19 protein-coding genes are annotated in these 18,533 nt (G+C 60.8%); 12 read left to right on the plus strand and 7 right to left on the minus strand.

All coding sequences use genetic code 11. The annotated features are described in order from the left end of the window. Positions 1-41 precede the first annotated feature (41 nt). The 3 genes from GH983_RS08380 to folE all read right to left on the minus strand — a co-directional run bounded on the left by GH983_RS08380 (position 42) and on the right by folE (position 2,152). Positions 42-998: a patatin-like phospholipase family protein gene (locus tag GH983_RS08380; protein ID WP_153762137.1), complete on the minus strand. Its 957-nt coding sequence runs from the start codon at positions 996-998 to the stop codon at positions 42-44. An 81-nt stretch (positions 999-1,079) separates the two neighbouring features. Continuing rightward, entirely contained in the window at positions 1,080-1,532 is a 453-nt protein-coding gene (gene hisI, locus GH983_RS08385) for a phosphoribosyl-AMP cyclohydrolase (protein ID WP_153762138.1), read from the minus strand. Between the two features lie 14 nt (positions 1,533-1,546). Beyond that, on the minus strand, positions 1,547-2,152 hold the full coding sequence (gene folE / locus GH983_RS08390) for a GTP cyclohydrolase I FolE (RefSeq protein ID WP_153762139.1): 606 nt from the start codon (positions 2,150-2,152) through the stop codon (positions 1,547-1,549). Positions 2,153-2,422: 270 nt separating this feature from the next. Between folE and GH983_RS08395 the strand changes: the two genes are divergently transcribed. From GH983_RS08395 to GH983_RS08415, 5 genes are all read left to right on the plus strand, one after another. Further along, positions 2,423-2,869 (plus strand): iron-sulfur cluster assembly scaffold protein, encoded by a 447-nt coding sequence (locus GH983_RS08395; protein ID WP_054148040.1) that lies wholly within the window; start codon positions 2,423-2,425, stop codon positions 2,867-2,869. 1 nt (position 2,870) lies between these two features. Then, entirely contained in the window at positions 2,871-3,239 is a 369-nt protein-coding gene (gene yidD / locus GH983_RS08400; protein ID WP_153762140.1) for a membrane protein insertion efficiency factor YidD, read from the plus strand. 66 nt (positions 3,240-3,305) lie between these two features. Further along, positions 3,306-3,734 (plus strand): DUF2267 domain-containing protein, encoded by a 429-nt coding sequence (locus tag GH983_RS08405; RefSeq protein WP_153762141.1) that lies wholly within the window; start codon positions 3,306-3,308, stop codon positions 3,732-3,734. Positions 3,735-3,850: 116 nt separating this feature from the next. Further along, positions 3,851-5,848, plus strand: a complete 1,998-nt coding sequence (gene thrS, locus GH983_RS08410) for a threonine--tRNA ligase (RefSeq protein ID WP_153762142.1) — start codon at positions 3,851-3,853, stop codon at positions 5,846-5,848. A gap of 102 nt (positions 5,849-5,950) precedes the next feature. Continuing rightward, entirely contained in the window at positions 5,951-6,790 is an 840-nt protein-coding gene (locus GH983_RS08415; RefSeq protein WP_153762143.1) for a lysophospholipid acyltransferase family protein, read from the plus strand. 4 nt (positions 6,791-6,794) lie between these two features. On the opposite strand, the gene GH983_RS08420 is transcribed toward GH983_RS08415, so the two are convergent. Next, positions 6,795-7,748 (minus strand): hypothetical protein, encoded by a 954-nt coding sequence (locus GH983_RS08420; RefSeq protein ID WP_153762144.1) that lies wholly within the window; start codon positions 7,746-7,748, stop codon positions 6,795-6,797. 110 nt (positions 7,749-7,858) lie between these two features. Between GH983_RS08420 and GH983_RS08425 the strand changes: the two genes are divergently transcribed. The 3 genes from GH983_RS08425 to GH983_RS08435 all read left to right on the plus strand — a co-directional run bounded on the left by GH983_RS08425 (position 7,859) and on the right by GH983_RS08435 (position 10,337). Continuing rightward, the gene (locus GH983_RS08425; RefSeq protein WP_069043816.1) at positions 7,859-8,443 is read left to right on the plus strand and encodes a nitroreductase; all 585 of its coding nucleotides are present in this window, start codon (positions 7,859-7,861) and stop codon (positions 8,441-8,443) included. Further along, positions 8,443-9,051, plus strand: coding sequence for a flavin reductase family protein (locus GH983_RS08430; protein WP_069041433.1), 609 nt, complete (start codon positions 8,443-8,445; stop codon positions 9,049-9,051). The genes GH983_RS08425 and GH983_RS08430 overlap by 1 nt, the downstream gene beginning before the upstream one ends. Positions 9,052-9,197: 146 nt before the next feature. Further along, positions 9,198-10,337, plus strand: coding sequence for a DUF2336 domain-containing protein (locus GH983_RS08435; RefSeq protein ID WP_153763579.1), 1,140 nt, complete (start codon positions 9,198-9,200; stop codon positions 10,335-10,337). A gap of 4 nt (positions 10,338-10,341) precedes the next feature. On the opposite strand, the gene GH983_RS08440 is transcribed toward GH983_RS08435, so the two are convergent. The 3 genes from GH983_RS08440 to parE all read right to left on the minus strand — a co-directional run bounded on the left by GH983_RS08440 (position 10,342) and on the right by parE (position 14,244). Then, positions 10,342-10,752 (minus strand): hypothetical protein, encoded by a 411-nt coding sequence (locus GH983_RS08440; RefSeq protein ID WP_054148047.1) that lies wholly within the window; start codon positions 10,750-10,752, stop codon positions 10,342-10,344. 140 nt (positions 10,753-10,892) lie between these two features. After that, positions 10,893-12,131 (minus strand): AI-2E family transporter, encoded by a 1,239-nt coding sequence (locus GH983_RS08445; RefSeq protein WP_153762145.1) that lies wholly within the window; start codon positions 12,129-12,131, stop codon positions 10,893-10,895. Positions 12,132-12,189: 58 nt separating this feature from the next. Then, positions 12,190-14,244: a DNA topoisomerase IV subunit B gene (gene parE, locus GH983_RS08450; RefSeq protein WP_054148136.1), complete on the minus strand. Its 2,055-nt coding sequence runs from the start codon at positions 14,242-14,244 to the stop codon at positions 12,190-12,192. Positions 14,245-14,461: 217 nt separating this feature from the next. On the opposite strand from parE, the gene GH983_RS08455 reads away from it, so the two are divergent. The 4 genes from GH983_RS08455 to GH983_RS08470 all read left to right on the plus strand — a co-directional run bounded on the left by GH983_RS08455 (position 14,462) and on the right by GH983_RS08470 (position 18,517). Then, on the plus strand, positions 14,462-15,343 hold the full coding sequence (locus tag GH983_RS08455) for an alpha/beta fold hydrolase (RefSeq protein WP_153762146.1): 882 nt from the start codon (positions 14,462-14,464) through the stop codon (positions 15,341-15,343). 143 nt (positions 15,344-15,486) lie between these two features. Continuing rightward, positions 15,487-16,257 (plus strand): triose-phosphate isomerase, encoded by a 771-nt coding sequence (gene tpiA, locus GH983_RS08460; protein WP_153762147.1) that lies wholly within the window; start codon positions 15,487-15,489, stop codon positions 16,255-16,257. A gap of 108 nt (positions 16,258-16,365) precedes the next feature. Beyond that, a complete protein-coding gene (gene secG / locus GH983_RS08465) occupies positions 16,366-16,746 on the plus strand; it encodes a preprotein translocase subunit SecG (protein ID WP_054148050.1) in 381 nt (126 codons plus the stop codon). Positions 16,747-16,879: 133 nt separating this feature from the next. After that, the gene (locus GH983_RS08470) at positions 16,880-18,517 is read left to right on the plus strand and encodes a CTP synthase (protein ID WP_305765076.1); all 1,638 of its coding nucleotides are present in this window, start codon (positions 16,880-16,882) and stop codon (positions 18,515-18,517) included. The last annotated feature ends 16 nt before the right edge of the window (positions 18,518-18,533 follow it).

An 18,533-nucleotide genomic window follows, 5' to 3' on the forward strand; every position in this document is an offset into this window, starting at 1 on the left:
ATTGTGCGAAGGCCCGTCAGAAGGTGCGGCAGACGCTGCGCCTAGCGGAGAACTGCTTCCTGCATGCGGCGGATTTCCGTCACGCGGGCCTTCGCTTCCTCATAGCCGCGATCGATCGCCTCGCCGGCCCGATGAAACTCGGAAAGACCGATGTCGTTCAGACGCGGATGCAGGGCGAGGTCCGGCGGGTCTCCGGCGAGGCGCGCCCGGGAAATGCGGTCCTGAATGATGTTGAAGGCCTGCACCATCACGCCGGTCAGGCCGACCTTGTTTGGTGCCCTGGCTGTTTCTGCGCTCGCCTTGTCCGGCGTTGAAGCCTTGTGCTTGACGACTGCGGACCGTCCGAAAACGTCGTAATGCAGATTGACCGCCATCACCAGCGGCTGCTCATAGGCCCTGCAGACGGACACAGGCACCGGATTGACAAGCGCGCCGTCGATCAGCGTTCGATTGTTGCAATGAATGGGTTCGAAAATGCCGGGCAGGGCGTAAGATGCCCGAAGCGCCGTGATCAGGCTGCCGCCGTCGATCCAGACTTCGTGGCCGCTGTTGAGCTCCGATGCGACCGCAACGAAGGGCTTCGGCAAATCCTCGACATTCAGGCCCTCGAGATGCTCCTGCATTCGCTTGGTCAGGCGCATGCCGCCGAGAAGCCCGCCGCCTCCGATGGTCAGGTCGAGCAGCGAGGCAATCCGGCGCATGGTCAGCGACCGGGCGAAGGCTTCCAGTTCGTCGAGTTTGCCAGCGAGGTAACAGCCGCCGACCAGGGCGCCGATCGAGGTGCCCGCGATCATGCCGACTTCGATGCCTTCCTCGTCGAGCGCTCTCAAGACGCCTATATGCGCCCAGCCGCGAGCCGCGCCGCCGCCAAGGGCAAGCGCCACTTTAGCCTTTGCGCGTACCTCGGGAACGATCGGACCAGCCGGCGGCGTGCCGGGGTCCTTGGACGGTTGCGAAACAGTCGCACCGCCGTTCGAAATCATGCTCCAGTTCAGCATCTCCGCTACCCCATAAGCTGAACACTCAGGGCTCCATTAGGACATCGTCTGCTTACGATTTCGTTATGCAGTCGCCAGAGGTCAATGGCCGTAGACATGATCCGGATCGAAGTGCCGGTGGTCGTCGGCAATCTTGAGACACGGCTCGCCGTCAACGAGCTGAGCGGTCCGGTAAAAACAGGAGCGGCGTCCGGTATGGCAGGTCGCATCATGACCGGCGACCTCGACCTTCAGCCAGATCGCGTCCTGGTCGCAGTCGACCTTGATTTCCTTGACCGTCTGAAGGTTGCCGGAGCTCTCGCCCTTTTTCCAGATCTTCGCGCGTGAGCGGCTGTAATAGTGACCGATCCCGGTTTCGAGCGTCAGCGCGATGGCTTCGGCGTTCATATGCGCCACCATCAAAAGCTCGCCGTCCCGCGCATCCGTGACGACGGCGGTCACAAGCCCATGGTCATCGAACTTGGGGGTGAAGGCGAGGCCTTCCTCGAGGATGTTCTTGTCTGCCGAGGGGGCGTCGAACACAAAAGCGGACATGGGCACTCGCAGTCTTAGCGGCTCCGAACCATGGACATGAAGCGTGCCTGTTCGGCCGCATTGTCCTTGAAGGCGCCGGTGAAGGTTGTGGTGAGCGTCGTGGAACCCGTCTTCTGGATCCCGCGCATGGCCATGCACATATGCTCGGCCTCGAGGAATACCGCAACCCCGCGTGGCAGCAGAGTCTCGTCAATCGCCTGGGCAATCTGTGCGGTCATGTTTTCCTGAGTCTGCAGGCGCTTGGCAAACACATCGACGATGCGCGCAATCTTCGAAAGGCCGAGTACGCGGCCGTTGGGGAGATAGGCGACATGCGCCTTGCCCATCACTGGCAGCATGTGGTGTTCGCAATGCGAAAAGAACGAGATATCCCGGACGAGCACCATGTCGTTATAGCCGCCGACCTCCTCGAAGGTCCGGCCGAGTACGTCCTCGATATCAGCGCTGTAGCCGGAAAACAGCTCTTCATAGGCCTTTGCCACGCGTGCCGGCGTATCGAGCAGGCCCTCGCGTTCCGGGTCGTCACCTGCCCAGAGCAAAAGCGTGCGCACGGCCTGTTCGGCCTCTTCGCGCGTCGGCCGCGGGGCTTCGACGGACAGTTTCTTGACGGTGGCATCCATGGCCTTGGTCTCCCGGTCCCGCGTGAGGCGAGCCGCTGGTTTGGCTTTGCCGGATTGTAAAGGCGTAATGCGGCTCATAATGCAAGTCCGTTATCGGTGTTTCAGCCGAGAAGATCGTTTCGTCCGTGGCCAGCCTGCGTTTGTCCTGCCTCTGTCAGTCCGATATAGTGTCCTGCGAGAACGACGAAAAGACGGCCGCTGCGACATGATGAAGGCTGCATTGCCAGAACTCCTTCCTATATACGGGAGAGGCGCTGAACCGGATTGACCATGGACGACATCTACAACACCAAGATCCTCGAATTTGCCGGAAACATCGGCCGCATTGGCGTGCTCGCCGAAGCGGATGCCGTTTCGGAAAAGCATTCCAAGCTCTGTGGCTCCAAGGTTCGCGTCTATCTTATGGTTCGCGACGGCGTGGTGACCGATTTCACCCATGAGGTGAAGGCCTGCGCATTGGGTCAGGCCTCGTCGGGAATCATGGCCCGCCATGTGGTCGGGGCGACATCGGCCGAACTGCGGCAGGCACGACTGGACATGCTGGCCATGTTGAAGGAAGACGGAGAGGGACCCTCGGGTCGCTTCGAGGACATGCGCTTCCTGAAGCCCGTAAAGGACTACAAGGCACGCCACGCCTCCACGATGCTCACTTTTGACGCAGTCGTCGACTGTCTGGACCGTCTCGAATCCCCGGCTGCGGCCGCCGAGGCCAGCTAACATGTGCAACAGCCCCGATTTCGGTCACCAGCCGGCGGGCGGTGGACTGAAGAGCCGCAATTGGCAGGGGCCGTTCCGCAAGACCCCGGGCCGGCTGCTCGGCATGGGCTTGATCCGCTTTTACCAGCTGACCTTGTCCAGCATTGTCGGCAGCTCATGCCGCCACATGCCAACCTGTTCCGAATATGGCTACGAGGCTGTCGCGCGCCACGGTCTCTGGCAGGGCGGATGGCTGACCTTGTTTCGCGTCGTCCGCTGCGGTCCCGGCGGAACCTGGGGACCGGATCCCGTGCCCGAGACTTTGGCTCAGCGTTACACCTGGTACGCGCCCTGGCGACTTTGGACCTTCGGCCGTAAACCGGCTCCGTGATCACAATTCGAAGGCGGCCGGACTTCGCCCTAGGATTGATATTCCGAATCGCTCGGGAGACAACGCATGCCCATGCCGCTCGAATATCGCCAGGCCTCCGCCGACTTCGATGCCTTCATGAAGGATCTGGTCGCGACCTCGATGCTCACATCGTCGCATCAGGCCTATACGATGTTGCAGGCTGTGCTGCAGGTCTTCCGGCGGCGGCTGACCTTTGCCGAGGCCATATCCTTCGCAAATGTGCTGCCGCCCGTCTTGCGCGCCATCTTCGTCAGCGATTGGGATGTCGAATCTCCAAGGATGCCCTTTGCTCAAAGGGATGCGTTGATGAAGGAAGTCCGCGCCTTCCGCCACGAACACAATCTGTCGACCGAAACCGCGATCGAAGAAGTAACTTCAACGATCAGGCGACATGTCGACCCTGCTGCCTTCGACCGGGTCATGAAGACCTTGTCCGACGAAGCCCGCGGCTTCTGGTCGATGGGATCGGCCTAGCAAGATCCTTTACTCATCAGCACTTTCAGCCTATCAAGCGCCGGTTCGTGGCGAGGTTTTAACCCCGCAATTTTCACCACCCGCATTCGTTGGCGGGACTGGATCAGGAGACGTTTATGTCCGCTTCCGTATCTCTCACTTTCCCCGATGGCTCTACCCGCGAATACGCAGCCGGCACGACCGGCGCTGAGGTCGCTGAGTCCATTTCCAAGTCGCTGGCAAAGAAGGCCGTCGCCATTGCGCTCGACGGCACCCTGCGCGACCTCTCGGACCCGATCGTTGATGGCAAGATCGAGATCGTCACCCGCACGGATCCGCGGGCACTGGAACTCATTCGCCATGACGCTGCCCATGTGATGGCCGAGGCCGTGCAGGAGCTCTGGCCCGGTACGCAGGTGACCATCGGGCCGGTGATCGAGAACGGCTTCTACTACGACTTCGCCAAGGCTGAACCCTTTACGCCCGAGGATCTGCCGAAGATCGAAAAGCGGATGAAGGAGATCATCCAGCGCAACAAGCCATTCACCAAGGAAATCTGGCCGCGCAACAAGGCCAAGGAAGTCTTTGCCTCCAAGGGCGAAAACTACAAGGTCGAGCTGGTCGATGCGATCCCGGAAGACCAGGATCTGAAGATCTACTATCAGGGCGACTGGTTCGATCTCTGCCGTGGGCCGCATATGGCGTCCACCGGGCAGATCGGTATGGCCTTCAAGCTGATGAAGGTCGCCGGAGCCTATTGGCGCGGTGACAGCAACAACGCCATGCTGAGCCGCATCTACGGAACGGCCTTTGCCGAACAGGAGCAGTTGGACAACTATCTGCATATCCTGGCCGAAGCCGAAAAGCGCGACCACCGCAAGCTTGGCCGTGAAATGGATCTCTTCCATTTCCAGGAAGAAGGCCCCGGCGTGGTCTTCTGGCACGGCAAGGGCTGGCGCATGTTCCAGACGCTGACCTCCTACATGCGCCGTCGACTCGATGGCACCTACCAGGAAGTCAACGCGCCGCAGATCCTCGACAAGTCGCTCTGGGAGACCTCGGGTCACTGGGGCTGGTACCAGGAGAACATGTTCGCCGTGAAGTCGGCGCATGCTTTCATGCATCCGGATGACGAGGAAGCCGACCAGAAGGTCTTCGCCCTGAAGCCGATGAACTGCCCGGGTCACGTGCAGATCTTCAAGCATGGCCTCAAATCCTATCGCGAGCTTCCCGTCCGCCTCGCCGAGTTCGGCACGGTTCATCGCTACGAAGCCTCCGGCGCGCTGCATGGCCTTATGCGCGTCCGCGGCTTTACCCAGGACGATGCTCACGTCTTCTGCACGGAAGAGCAGATGGCGGCCGAATGCCTGCGCATCAACGATCTTATCCTGTCGGTCTATGAGGACTTCGGGTTCAACGAGATCGTCGTGAAGCTCTCGACCCGTCCGGAAAAGCGCGTCGGTTCGGACGACCTCTGGGATCGCGCCGAAAGCGTGATGATGGACGTCCTGAAGCAGATCGAAGAACAGTCCGGCGGCCGCATCAAGACCGGCATCCTGCCGGGCGAGGGCGCCTTCTACGGTCCGAAGTTCGAATACACTTTGCGCGATGCCATCGGTCGTGAATGGCAGTGCGGCACGACTCAGGTGGACTTCAACCTGCCGGAACGCTTCGGTGCCTTCTACATCGACCAGAACTCGGAAAAGGTTCAGCCGGTCATGATCCACCGCGCCATCTGCGGCTCGATGGAGCGTTTCCTCGGCATCCTGATCGAGAACTTTGCCGGCCACATGCCGCTGTGGTTCGCACCGTTGCAGGTCGTCGTTGCGACAATCACCTCGGATGCCGACGACTACGGTCGTGAAGTGGCCGAGCAGCTCCGCGACGCGGGCCTACAGGTCGAGACCGACTTCCGCAACGAGAAGATCAACTACAAGGTCCGCGAGCACTCCGTCACCAAGGTGCCGGTGATCATCGTATGCGGCAAGCGCGAGGCGGAAGAAAAGACCGTCAACATTCGCCGCCTCGGTTCGCAGGACCAGGTGTCTATGCCGCTGACTGAGGCTGTAGCTGTGCTGGCAGGCGAAGCGACCCCGCCGGACGTCAAGCGCAAGCTGGCGAACCGCAAGGTCTGACTAGGATCGACCGTCTGACAGTGTGTTGCCGCACTGTCAGACGGCTGTCATCGAAACGGCATATGACGGTCCGATGACCTTCCGTATCACCGGAGCCTTCCCGTGAAGTTCAAAGAACTCTCTTATGCCAACGAGCGCGACCCTAAGCTCAAGCGCTGGTTCATCCGCTCGATCGAAGGGCTTTCCGGTCGCGACCGCTTTACCCGGCTCTATGAAATCTGGCGCAACGATATCGTCGGCAAGACCGATAGCGTCTTCGGCAAGATGCTCGACCTGATCAATGTCGACCTGAAGATCGAAGGCAACTGGCCGCCGGCGAACATTCCCGAAGGGCCTGTTGTCATCGTTGCCAACCATCCCTTCGGCATCGGAGATGGCATCGCTGTCCTCGCGCTGGCTGAACAGCTCGGCCGTCCGTTCCGTGTGCTGATCAATAACGAACTTCTGAAGGTGCCGGAAATGGCGCCTTACTCGTTGCCCGTCTCGTTCGAGGAAACCAAGGAAGCACTTGCCATCAACATGCAGACCCGGCACGAAGCGCTGCGTCTGTTAAGGGAAGGCGTGACGGTCGTGATTTTCCCGGCAGGCGGCGTCGCGACCGCCAAGAAAGGTTTCGGGCGCGCCGAGGACCTTCCCTGGAAGATGTTTCCGGCCAAGCTCATCCAGGCTGCGAAAGCCAACGTCGTGCCGGTTTTCTTCGAAGGCCAGAACGGGCGTCTCTTTCATCTCGCCAGCAAGATCTCACTGACGTTGCGCGTGTCGCTGCTGATCCGCGAGTTCCGCCGTCTGTCCGGTTCGACGATCCGAGCACGTGTCGGGGTGATGATTCCGTGGGAAGAGCTGAGCACGCATGCGGACCGCAAGGATCTCTTGGCAAGGCTTTTCGGCGCGGTTTTCAGCATGGCGCCCGTCGAACGAAGCAAGTTTCGCCGCGTCGCTTGAGGCGTCAGGGCTGGTCGAGCATCAGCTCGACATCCAGGTTGACCCCGGCCTTCACCTCGAAATCCCGCTGGAAGAGCTTGTCCTTGTTGCGGGCAACCGCCGTGTACTGGCCCTCAGCCAGCACCATCACCGGGAAGGCGCTGACGCTTTCCGCCACGATGTCACCGCCTGACGTCAGGACGGACCAGGCGGTATCGGCAATCGCTTCACCGCCTTCTTCCGAGACCAGCTTGAAGCCCACCTGGGAAGCGCGGTGCTGGATGGTCGCTTCCGTCAGTTCGCCGGCTTCGACCGTGATGTCGGCGCGCACCACGGCGTTGATCGAGCCGTATTCCGACACGACATGATAGGTTCCGGCGTTCAGACGCACGATGGTGTTAGGCTTTACATCTGCAAGCACTAAGCCGCGCTCTCCGTCCTCGCGGACCTCGGAGGCATAGATGTCGAAACTCAACTGCTTGTCGGGAATATGGGTGTCGGCGCCAGAGATGGCACTCAGCGACATGCCGCCAGCATCAAGCACGAGAACCTGATTGGCAACCTCACCTTCGACCGGCACGATGAGCTTCTTGGTAGCACCTGCACGCCCGAAGGATACGTTGACGAAATAGTCACCGGGCGCCAGCTGAAACGCGGCCGAACCACCTTCGGCACTGGCAAGCAAGGGCAGCTTGCCGTCGGCCCCGGGAATGGGGCTGAACACGCGCCAGGACAGCCCATGCTGCATCGGTTCGCCCTGGTCGGTCAGCTTGGCATCGAGCTTGACGCTGCGCCCTTGCGTCACATTGGCGATCGCGGCTGCACCCGGAGCCGAAAACGCCTTCAGCTTAGGCATCTTGGTCGAGCCGTTCAGCTGTTTGAAGGTCTCAAAGGCTTCCTGAGCAAAAGACGGCGACGCTGCCGCCGAGGCAACGAGTAGCCAGAGCAGCAGTCGGACAAGACCAGATTGGCGTGACATGCGATGCACTGTGTGTTGACTTCCTTCCCAATGCCGGCAACTTCAAACCGAACCGCATGGCAATTTCAAGACCTGCCGCTACCGTAAAGGCCTATGAAGGTATCAAGAAAATGAAAAAAGACATCAAGCTGCTCGATTATCTCGCAGTTCGCCGCTCTGTGCCCGCCTTTCAGATGTGCGAGCCGGGTCCGGACAAGGCGGAAATCGAGTCGATTCTGACGCTGGCGGTCCGCGTTCCCGATCACGGCAAGATCGCTCCCTGGCGCTTCATCGTCTACCGTGGCGAAGAACGCGTCCGCATCGGCGAAGAACTGCTTAAGATGGCAGTGGAAAAGAACCCTGGTCTTTCCGAGGAGATGATCCAGGTCGAACGCGCGCGTTTCACCCGGGCGCCGGTGGTCGTTGCTGTGATCTCGACGGCAGCCCCGCATGCGAAGATCCCGGAATGGGAGCAGGTCATGTCCGCCGGTGCCCTTTGCCTCAATCTGCTGATGGCGGCCAATGCCCATGGCTATGTATCGAACTGGCTCAGTGAATGGTTCGCCTTCGACGAGCGCGCCCATCCGCTTCTCGGCGTAAAGGCCGGTGAGAAGGTAGCCGGATTCATTCACATCGGCTCGACCGAGTTTCCGATCGTCGAGCGTCCGCGTCCGGCGGTGGAAGATCTTGTTTCCTGGCAGGGTGGCGAAGACTGATGTTCTATGACACCGAGACGAATGCCCATGGCATGGCACATGATCCCTTCAAGGCGATCGTGGCGCCGAGGCCCATCGGCTGGATCGGCACGAAGGGCAGGGATGGTACCCGCAATCTTTCCCCCTATTCCTTCTTCAACGCCGTCGGCGACAGACCGAAAATGGTCATGTTCTCGTCCGGCGGCCGCAAGGACAGCTTAAGGAACGTCGAGGAAACCGGCGTCTTCACGGCAAGCTTCGTGAGCCGGACGTTGATGGACCGGATGAACGAATCGTCGGCCGCCGTTGCCTATGAGACGGATGAATTCGAGCTGGCGGGTCTGACCCCCGCACCCGGGAGAATCGTCGACGCTCCCTTTGTCGGGGAAGCCGTAGCGGCGCTCGAATGCCGGGTGACCAAGGTTCTGACCTTGCCCGACATGGACGGGAATGACACCGACAGCCATGCCGTCTTCGGCCAGGTCGTCGGCATCCATATTGCCGACGCGGTGATCCGGAACGGACGATTCGATCTGGCTGTTGCCGACCCGATCATGCGCCTGGGTTATATGGACTATGCCGGCATGGGGCCTGTCTTCGAACTCAAACGGCCGAGCCAGAGGACCTGACATGGCATCTCGACCCGGTCCGCACGGTGCTGAACCGGGTCGAGTGTTGTGGTTAATGAACGTGGTGAACGTTTCTTAAACACTTTGATCCTACTGTCAAAACACCGAATGCTTCGGGTTTGTACAGGTGGCGAGTGGGTTCGACTTTGATCGTTGCAGCTTTTCTCAGATGGGTCGAAACGGCAAAGACGCAGGATCGGGCGCGTGCAGCAAACGCGCTTGCTCGCGCCTATTTGAAGTCCGACATGGCCCCGGACGAGCGCCAGGCAGCTCAGATGGCGATGACCTATCTGCTCGACGACCCGGCACCACAGGTGCGGCTCGCGCTCGCCGATATTCTTGCCCCGGAAGAGCGGGCTCCACGGGCCTTGATGGTATCGCTGGCCGAGGATCAGCCGGAAATCGCTTCGGTCGTCATTCTGTGCTCGCCGGTTCTGTCAGATGCCGATCTGGTCGACATTGCCGGCCGTGGCACCGTCGAAACCCGTGCCCTGATTGCTGCTCGCAAGAAGGTCAGCGTTGGCGTGGCCGCAGCACTTGCTGAGATCGGCGATGCGGCCGAGCTTGAGGTCCTCCTGGAAAATCCCGGCGCCTGCATCACGGCCTTTACCCTGCGCCGCATTGCCGAGCGTCACGGCCACAGCGAACGAATCCGCGCCCTTCTTCTGGATCGTGACGATCTGACGAGTGGTGTGCGGCAACTCCTCGTCCAGTTCGTCACTGAAGCGCTCGCCGGCTCAGGTTTGGTGATCGGCGCCATCGGCAGTCGTCGCATCGAGCGAATCGCACGCGAAGCTGGCGACAGCGCCACCATCGCCCTGCTTGCCGACGTTCATGGCGACGAACTCGCGCGCCTGACGGAGCAGCTCAGGGTCGCAGGCCGGCTGACTCCCGCCTTCCTGATGCATGCGCTATGCGCTGGCCGGACCGACTTCTTCTCTTGCGCCATCGTTGCGATTTCCGGGCTCGACGAGCGCCGCGTGCGCTCTATCCTCGCAACCGGACGCTTCCACGCCGTACGCGCACTCTTGGAATCCGCAGGTCTCGGCCGCGATGTCAGCCCGCTTTTCGTTGATGCCGTCATGCTGTGGCGTGGGCTTATCCAGTCGGCGAGCGGCTTCGACCTCGATCACATCGCCCATCGCCTTGTGCAGCGTTATCGCGGGGACAGCAATCTCACTGAACCCGCAAGTGTGCTCGTCGACATGATCGAGCGGCTCGCCATCGCGGAAGAACGTCGCCTGGCGCGGGATTATGCCTCCGGCTTCGCGCTCGCCGCCGCCTGACCCGTCACGGCACGATTTTCTTGGCGACCCATGAATAGCTTTCCGAGACAACGTGGATCGGCTTCTCGAAGATCATCTTGATCGCAGCCTTGCCGGGCAGGACTTCGCGGACCGCGTCGATCGCACGATCCTTTAGTGTACGCTCCTGTTCTGCTGTCGGCACCACAATAGCAGCACTGCTGTCCGTCTGCGGTGACTGCGCAGCCAGTGCCTCCATTATCTCTGGTGGAGGCGTCTGGCAGACGGCAACGGCCGTCGGATAGCCGATATTGGTATAGCGCCCCAGGACCTGTTCAGATGCAGCGTTGCACAGCTCGATGGAGACGAATCGCTCGACCGGCGTCTCGACGAACTCGCAATGGCTGACGCTGTCGTCGCAGCCAAGGATCGTCATCATGATCAGTGCAGTCTTCATCGCAGGGGGCTCCCGTCAGGGTCGTTGGCGGTCAGACGAAACAGAATGATTGGAGCCGAAGCAAGGCAGGATACCGTTGCTTCGTCGACGAAGGGCTTCAGGCCAGTACGGGCCGAAAACTCGTGCACCGGCAGATCCCGCTAGGCGATCGAAACCCGCGTGGCTTCACGGCCCGAATCGGTGAAGAGATCGAGTTCCCCTTGCTCGTCCACGGGAAGGACGTCGTCGGAGCGTTCGACCTCGCGGATCCACTCGCGCCAGATGGAGACAAGGAGCGCCATCAGCACCGGGCCGATGAACAGGCCGAGGAAGCCCATGGTTTTCACGCCGCCCACCAGGCCGAAGAAGGTCGGCAGGAACGGCAGCTTGATGGGACCTCCGACGAGGCGCGGACGGACGGTCTTGTCGACGATGAAGAGCTCGACCGAGCCCCAGACGAAAAGGGCAACGCCTTCGAACATGGAGCCGCTGGCGACGAGATAGATCGAAACCAGTGTGAACGAGAGCGGTGCGCCACCCGGAATGAGTGCCATGACGCCGGTGATCACGCCGAGGGTGACCGGGGAGGGCACGCCGGCGAGCCAATACGCGATGCCGAGAATGATGCCTTCGGCGATTGCGATCAGCGTCATGCCTGTGACAGTGGAACTGATCGTCGCGGGAACCACGCGTGAAATCCGTTCCCAGCGGTTGGGCAGAATGCGCTCGCCGAGCAGGTCGAGCTGGCGCGAGAAGTTGGCCCCATCGCGATAGACGAAGAAGAGGGCGATCAGCATGAACAGAAGCGTCAACACCAGATGGAAAAGACCATCTCCTGCGGCGATCACAGCCCGATAGATGTTGCCGATATTGGCACCACTCACCAGTTGGATGAGTTCGCCAATCGCACCTGGCTGCCCGATATGCTCGTTCCATTGCGCAACGAGCCAGTTACCGATGCGTGGCAGGGCCGCAATCCAGGCCGGAGGCGGGGCGCCGGTCTCGTTTGCCTGTACCGCCCAGCTGATCCACTGGCGTATCTCGTCAACCGCATAAGAAATCGCGATGCCGATCGGGATGATGAGGAAGGCCAAGATGGCGATGAGCGCGATCGTTGCGCCGATCGTCGTGTTGCCGCCGATGCGTTCAAGCAGCCGGCGGTAAAGCGGCCAGCTTGCAAAGGCGATGACGAGCGCGGCCATCACAGGCACGACGAAACCGTGGAAAAAGTAGATCGCGGCAATGCCGATCAGTACCAGCAGCCAGCGTGCGACGGAGATCGGTGTAATCAGGGCGATGCGATTTGCCGTTGCCTGACCGAGCCAACGCGGCCCTTTCGACGGGGTCTGAATTTCAGCCTGACTCACGTTCTGGACTATCCCGTTAATGCTGCCCTGCATATGGCGCATTCTCGCGCTGGAAACAAGCGGCGGCCCCGGAAGTGATCGTCACTATGCCTCAGATGTCGAGGTTCTCGGCGAAGGCGGCACGCTCCTGGATGAAGCGGAAGCGGGCCTCAGGCTTCGTTCCCATCAAGGCGTCTACCGCGTCCCGCGTGCCCTCGAAATCTACGTCATCGATGCCGACCCTGAGCAGCGTCCGCTTGCTCGGATCCATGGTCGTTTCCTTGAGCTGCGCCGGCATCATTTCACCGAGACCTTTGAAGCGTCCGATCTCGACCTTCTTGCCCTTGAATACGGTCTCCATCAACTCGGCCCGGTGGGCGTCGTCGCGGGCATAGACCGTCTTGGCGCCCTGGCGAATGACGTAAAGCGGGGGCACCGCGAGATAGAGATGGTTGCCGCGGATGAGTTCGGGCATTTCCTGATAGAAGAAGGTGATCAGCAGCGATGCGATATGTGCGCCGTCGACGTCAGCATCGGTCATCACGATGATGCGTTCGTAACGCAGGTCTTCGTCACGATACTTCGTCCGTGTGCCGCAGCCGAGCGCCTGGATCAGGTCGGCGATCTGTTGGTTGGCCATCAGCTTTTCGCGGCTCGCCGACCCGACGTTCAGGATCTTGCCGCGCAGCGGCAGGATCGCCTGATTGGAGCGGTTGCGCGCCTGCTTGGCCGAGCCACCAGCCGAGTCACCCTCGACGATGAAGAGTTCGGCGCCTTCGGCCGTGTTTTGTGAGCAGTCGGCAAGCTTGCCCGGCAGACGCAGTTTGCGCACGGCCGTCTTGCGATTGACTTCCTTTTCCTTGCGGCGGCGCAATCGCTCTTCCGCTCGCTCGATCACCCAGTCGAGCAGCTTGGCCGCTTCGTTGGGATTGTCGGCGAGATAATGGTCGAAGGGGTCGCGCAGCACGTTTTCGACAAGACGCTGGGCCTCGACGGTCGCGAGCTTGTCCTTGGTCTGGCCGACGAACTCAGGCTCACGGATGAAAACCGACAGCATGCCGACAGCAGAAATCATCACGTCGTCGGTGGTGATTTCTTTTGCGCGCTTGTTTTGCGTCAGTTCAGCATAGTTCTTTAAGCCCTTGGTCAGCGCAATGCGCAGACCGGCTTCATGGGTGCCGCCTTCAGGCGTCGGGATCGTGTTGCAATAGGAATGCAGAGCCGGGTCACCGCCATACCAAGTAACAGCCCATTCCATCGCGCCATGGCCGCCGGTCTTCTCGGTCTTGCCGGCGAAGATCTCGCGGGTGACTGTGAAGTCCTTGCCGAGCGTCGCGGCAAGATAGTCCTTCAGGCCACCGGGGAAGTGGAAGACGGCCTTCTCCGGGATGTCGCCACCCTCGGGCACCATGCCCGGATCGCAGGACCAGCGGATCTCGACGCCGCCGAACAGATAGGCCTTCGACCGGGCCATGCGAAAGATCCGGCCCGGATCGAACTTTGCATGATCGCCGAAGATCTGCGGATCGGGGTGAAAGCGTACCCGCGTGCCGCGTCGGTTGTGCACTTCGCCCAGTTCTTCAAGCCCGCCCTGCGGCACACCGCGCGAAAAGGTCTGGCGATAGAGCTTGCGATTGCGGGCGACTTCAACCTCGAGCAGGTCGGACAACGCGTTGACAACGGAGACACCGACGCCGTGCAGACCACCTGATGTCTCATAGGCCTTGCCGTCGAATTTGCCGCCGGCATGCAGCTTGGTCATGATCACTTCAAGCGTCGACTTGCCCGGCACCTGCGGATGCAGTTCGACCGGGATACCGCGACCGTTATCCGTGACCGTCAGAAAGCCCTGGGTATCCAGATGCACGTCGATGAAGTTGGCGTGTCCTGCAACCGCTTCGTCCATCGAGTTGTCGATGACTTCGGCAAACAGGTGATGCAGCGCCTTTTCGTCCGTGCCGCCGATATACATCCCCGGACGCATGCGCACCGGCTCGAGGCCTTCGAGAACGCGAATGGAAGACGCGCCATATTCCTCAGGTCCCGCCGTCGAAGCAGGGGCCGCCGGTCGCGCGGCAGGCGTAGGGGTCGGTGTCGGCGTCGTTACGGTTTCCGCCTCGACCTTCTGGGCGAGCGGCATGCCGGAAAAGAGATCGTTGTCGTCCATGGCGTCGTTCGATACTCTGTTGCTGTTCGATGCCGGCTTCGCGGCACCTTCATAAAGCCGCCGCATCAGGCCAGTCGCATCTGCGAATCGGTCGGATTGTGCCAGATAGGCAGGGCAGGCGCGAAGGGCCAGAGAGCCGGCGCATGTTGAATTCGGGCCAGCTTTGCGTGGCGCATTTCGCGAAGGCAAGCGTGAGCCGAGAGGAAACCCATCTTCCATGCAGATGTCCACAGCTCATTTCCGCACTGCGGCGATTTCCTGCGTTCTCTTTCCGTTTCTGTTCCTGTCGAGTGCCAGAGCCGAGACCATCGCACCATTCAAGGATGAGCTGTTTTCAAGCCAGACGGTGCTGGAAACTGGAGACGGCGGCGATTTCACCCGCATCGATTATGATGAGATGCGCGACATCAACGGTCGCGACAGCATCCCTGAGCGTCGCGTGAAGGATCGCTATGTGTCGCTGAAGGTTCGACGGGTCCAGGAGAACCAGACACTGCAGCTCCCGACCGGGCCGATGGAGGTCGGACGGGTCGGTCGTGATCAGGGCCAGGCCTTCACCGTGATCTTCATTCACGGCAGGGGCGGGGACAGACGCCTTGGGCTGAACGACATCAGCTTCGGTGGCAATTTCAATCGCCTGAAGAACCTCGCCGCCGAAAACGGCGGCACCTATTACGCGCCTTCGGTGAGAAGCTTCGACGACAAGGGCGTCAGCGAGATCGCGTCCCTTGTTGCCTACGCCTCGGCTCAATCCGGTGGCAAGCCGGTGGTTCTGGCTTGTGCATCCATGGGCAGCTTCATCTGCTCGGGCCTGTCGCGGGACCCGGCAACCGTGGCGAAGCTCTCAGGCATGGCGATCCTCGGCGGTGCGCCGGATCCGGCACTGCCAAAGAGTGCCGCAGCCAAGGCCAGGCTGCCGATTTGGTTCACCCATGGCAGCCGCGACAGTGTCTACGCGGCCGAAGGTCAGGTTTCCATCTATAGGAAGCTCCGCGCCGCCGGTCAGCCGGTACGCTTCACTCTGTTCGAGACCGGATCGCACGGGACGCCGGTGCGTATGTCGGATTGGCGTGCCCTCCTCAATTGGCTCATCCGCTAACGGGTTGGTCTGCCAGTTATAGAGGCGCCTGAGTTTCACATTTTCACCATGTCGCCCGATAAACGGGCCAATCGGATAGCGCAATCTTTCCTTTCGGGCTCAGATTTGCTACTTCGCACAAGCGAAATAGGGGTTGAGACGATATGACACCGGATGTTCGCCCGCTTGTTGCGGGCAATTGGAAAATGAATGGCACGCGAGCCTCGCTCGATCAGATCAAGGCGATTGCTGAAGGTGTCCAGGGACCGCTGTCCGAGAAGGTAGAATGCCTGATCTGCCCGCCGGCAACGCTGCTTTATGTCGCGACCGCGCTGTGCACCGACAGCCCGCTTCAGATCGGCGCCCAGGATTGCCATCAGAATGCGTCGGGGGCCCATACGGGCGATCTCTCGGCCGAGATGATCGCTGACTGCTTTGGCACGCATGTCATCGTCGGCCACTCCGAGCGTCGCACCGACCACGCCGAAACCGATCATCTCGTGCGCGCCAAGGCGGAAGCCGCCTATGCGGCGGACCTGACAGCCGTGATCTGCATTGGCGAGACGGCAGACGAGCGCAAGTCCGGTCAGACACTCGACATCCTAAAGCGTCAGCTTGCCGGCTCCGTTCCGGATGGCGCTACGGCAGAACGCACCGTTATCGCCTATGAGCCGGTATGGGCGATCGGGACCGGCCTGACGCCGACCGTTGCGGACGTGGCGGAAGCGCATGCTTTCCTGCGTGCCGAACTGGTCAAGCGCTTCGGCGACGTGGGCAATAAGATGCGCCTTCTCTATGGCGGCTCGGTCAAGCCTTCGAATGCCAAGGAACTGATGGCGGTCGACAATGTCGATGGTGCCCTGATCGGTGGTGCGAGCTTGAAGGCAGCCGATTTTCTCGCCATATACCAGGTCTATGAGGAACTCACCGCCTGAGGGGCAAAGCCCCGAAATGCGGAAGAGGGGCTTTCAATGGCCGTTCCTCTCATGTAAAGAGCCGCCAACCTCATTGATTTTGCCCTTATCGGGCAGGATGGACATTCCATGCAGACCGTATTGCTCGTTATCTATCTCATGGTCGTCGTCGCCCTGATCGGCGTCGTCCTTATCCAGCGCTCCGAAGGCGGTGGCCTCGGCATCGGCGGCGGCTCGGGCTTCATGTCGGCACGCGGCACGGCCAATGCGCTGACGCGCACCACGGCGATCCTCGCGACCCTGTTCTTCGTGATCTCGCTGGCGCTCGGTATTCTGGCCCGCCATGAGTCGCGTCCTACCGATATCCTCGACCGCATCCCGGCGGGCAACGGTACGACCCAGGGCGGCGGCAGTGTGCTCGACCAGCTTCCGGGCACGGCACCGGCTCAGCCGACGCCTGCGGCACCTGCAGCTCCTGCAGCAGACCCCAACGCCGTTCCGAACAACTGATCGGAACGACTTCCATCACTCCGGCGGGCTCCAGGGTCCGCCGGTTTTCTTTTGTCCATATTCCGCCATTTCCACGAAAAATGTGGGACAAACCCGATTAGGGCTGGCGGAATCGAATCTGAAACGGTATCCGGTGAAGCCCATGGCGCGATATGTATTCATCACTGGCGGCGTGGTTTCCTCTCTTGGCAAAGGAATTGCGGCCGCGGCACTCGGAGCATTGTTGCAGGCACGCGGTTACCGCGTACGTTTGCGCAAGCTGGACCCCTACTTGAACGTTGACCCGGGCACCATGAGCCCGACTCAACACGGCGAAGTCTTCGTCACCGACGACGGTGCCGAGACCGACCTCGATCTCGGTCACTATGAGCGCTTCACGGGGCGGTCGGCCACCAAGACCGACAACATCACCACCGGTCGCATTTACAAGAACATCATCGACAAGGAACGTCGCGGCGACTATCTCGGCGCAACCGTTCAGGTCATTCCGCACGTCACCAACGAGATCAAGGACTTCGTCATTGAAGGCAATGACGACTATGATTTCGTCATCTGCGAGATTGGCGGCACCGTCGGCGATATCGAAGCCATGCCCTTCATGGAAGCGATCCGTCAGCTCGGCAACGATCTGCCACGCGGCACGGCCGTCTATGTCCACCTGACCCTGATGCCCTACATTCCGGCGGCCGGCGAACTGAAGACCAAGCCGACCCAGCACTCCGTCAAGGAACTGCAGGCGCTCGGTATCCATCCGGACATTCTGCTGGTCCGTGCCGACCGTGAGATCCCGCAGGCCGAGCGCCGCAAGCTGTCGCTGTTCTGCAACGTGCGTGAAAGCGCCGTGATCCAGGCGCTTGACGTCGCCAACATCTATGATGTCCCGATGGCCTACCACAAGGAAGGCCTCGACAACGAGGTTTTGGCAGCCTTTGGTATCGAACCGGCGCCGAAGCCGCGTCTGGATGCCTGGGAAGAGGTCTGCAACCGCATCCGCACGCCGGAAGGCGAGGTCACGATCGCGATCGTCGGAAAATATACCGGCCTCAAGGACGCGTATAAGTCGCTGATTGAAGCGCTTTATCACGGTGGCATCGCCAACCGGGTGAAGGTGAAGCTCGAATGGATCGAGTCGGAAATCTTCGAAAAGGAAGATCCGTCGCCGTGGCTTGAAAAGGTCAACGGTATCCTCGTGCCCGGCGGCTTCGGCGAGCGCGGTTCGGAAGGCAAAATCCTCGCGGCCCAATTCGCCCGCGAGCGCAAGGTGCCTTATTTCGGTATCTGCTTCGGCATGCAGATGGCCGTCGTTGAAGCGGCCCGTCATCTTGCCGGAATCGAGAACGCGTCCTCGACCGAATTCGGCAAGACCGAAGAGCCGGTCGTCGGCCTGATGACCGAATGGATGAAGGGCAACGAGCTCGAAAAACGTTCGGCTGTCGGTGATCTCGGTGGGACTATGCGTCTCGGCGCCTACAAGGCCTCGCTGAAGAAGGGCACCAAGATCTCCGAGATCTATGGCTCCCAGGATATCTCCGAGCGTCATCGCCACCGCTACGAAGTCAATGTCGACTACAAGGACCGGCTGGAAGCCTGCGGTCTGGTCTTCTCCGGCATGTCGCCGGACGGCCTGCTGCCGGAAACCGTCGAATATCCTGACCATCCCTGGTTCATCGGCGTTCAGTACCATCCGGAGCTGAAGTCGCGCCCGCTTGACCCGCATCCGCTGTTTGCGAGCTTCATCGGTGCGGCGCTGGAGCAGAGCCGACTGGTCTGAGGCGGCCGACGATAAA

The sequence above is a fragment of the Agrobacterium sp. MA01 genome (assembly GCF_009650195.1).
In the GTDB taxonomy this organism is placed as follows: domain Bacteria; phylum Pseudomonadota; class Alphaproteobacteria; order Rhizobiales; family Rhizobiaceae; genus Allorhizobium.

What these genes read in the sequence shown, in the direction of transcription:
- GH983_RS08380 (WP_153762137.1), bottom strand. Translation starts at nt 998, where the DNA reads ATGCTGAACTGGAGCATGATTTCGAACGGCGGTGCGACTGTTTCGCAA.
- GH983_RS08430 (WP_069041433.1), top strand. Translation starts at nt 8,443, where the DNA reads ATGTTCTATGACACCGAGACGAATGCCCATGGCATGGCACATGATCCC.
- yidD (WP_153762140.1), top strand. Translation starts at nt 2,871, where the DNA reads ATGTGCAACAGCCCCGATTTCGGTCACCAGCCGGCGGGCGGTGGACTG.
- GH983_RS08455 (WP_153762146.1), top strand. Translation starts at nt 14,462, where the DNA reads ATGCAGATGTCCACAGCTCATTTCCGCACTGCGGCGATTTCCTGCGTT.
- GH983_RS08395 (WP_054148040.1), top strand. Translation starts at nt 2,423, where the DNA reads ATGGACGACATCTACAACACCAAGATCCTCGAATTTGCCGGAAACATC.
- GH983_RS08405 (WP_153762141.1), top strand. Translation starts at nt 3,306, where the DNA reads ATGCCCATGCCGCTCGAATATCGCCAGGCCTCCGCCGACTTCGATGCC.
- hisI (WP_153762138.1), bottom strand. Translation starts at nt 1,532, where the DNA reads ATGTCCGCTTTTGTGTTCGACGCCCCCTCGGCAGACAAGAACATCCTC.
- tpiA (WP_153762147.1), top strand. Translation starts at nt 15,487, where the DNA reads ATGACACCGGATGTTCGCCCGCTTGTTGCGGGCAATTGGAAAATGAAT.
- GH983_RS08445 (WP_153762145.1), bottom strand. Translation starts at nt 12,131, where the DNA reads ATGCAGGGCAGCATTAACGGGATAGTCCAGAACGTGAGTCAGGCTGAA.
- secG (WP_054148050.1), top strand. Translation starts at nt 16,366, where the DNA reads ATGCAGACCGTATTGCTCGTTATCTATCTCATGGTCGTCGTCGCCCTG.
- thrS (WP_153762142.1), top strand. Translation starts at nt 3,851, where the DNA reads ATGTCCGCTTCCGTATCTCTCACTTTCCCCGATGGCTCTACCCGCGAA.
- parE (WP_054148136.1), bottom strand. Translation starts at nt 14,244, where the DNA reads ATGGACGACAACGATCTCTTTTCCGGCATGCCGCTCGCCCAGAAGGTC.
- GH983_RS08425 (WP_069043816.1), top strand. Translation starts at nt 7,859, where the DNA reads ATGAAAAAAGACATCAAGCTGCTCGATTATCTCGCAGTTCGCCGCTCT.
- folE (WP_153762139.1), bottom strand. Translation starts at nt 2,152, where the DNA reads ATGGATGCCACCGTCAAGAAACTGTCCGTCGAAGCCCCGCGGCCGACG.
- GH983_RS08420 (WP_153762144.1), bottom strand. Translation starts at nt 7,748, where the DNA reads ATGTCACGCCAATCTGGTCTTGTCCGACTGCTGCTCTGGCTACTCGTT.
- GH983_RS08440 (WP_054148047.1), bottom strand. Translation starts at nt 10,752, where the DNA reads ATGAAGACTGCACTGATCATGATGACGATCCTTGGCTGCGACGACAGC.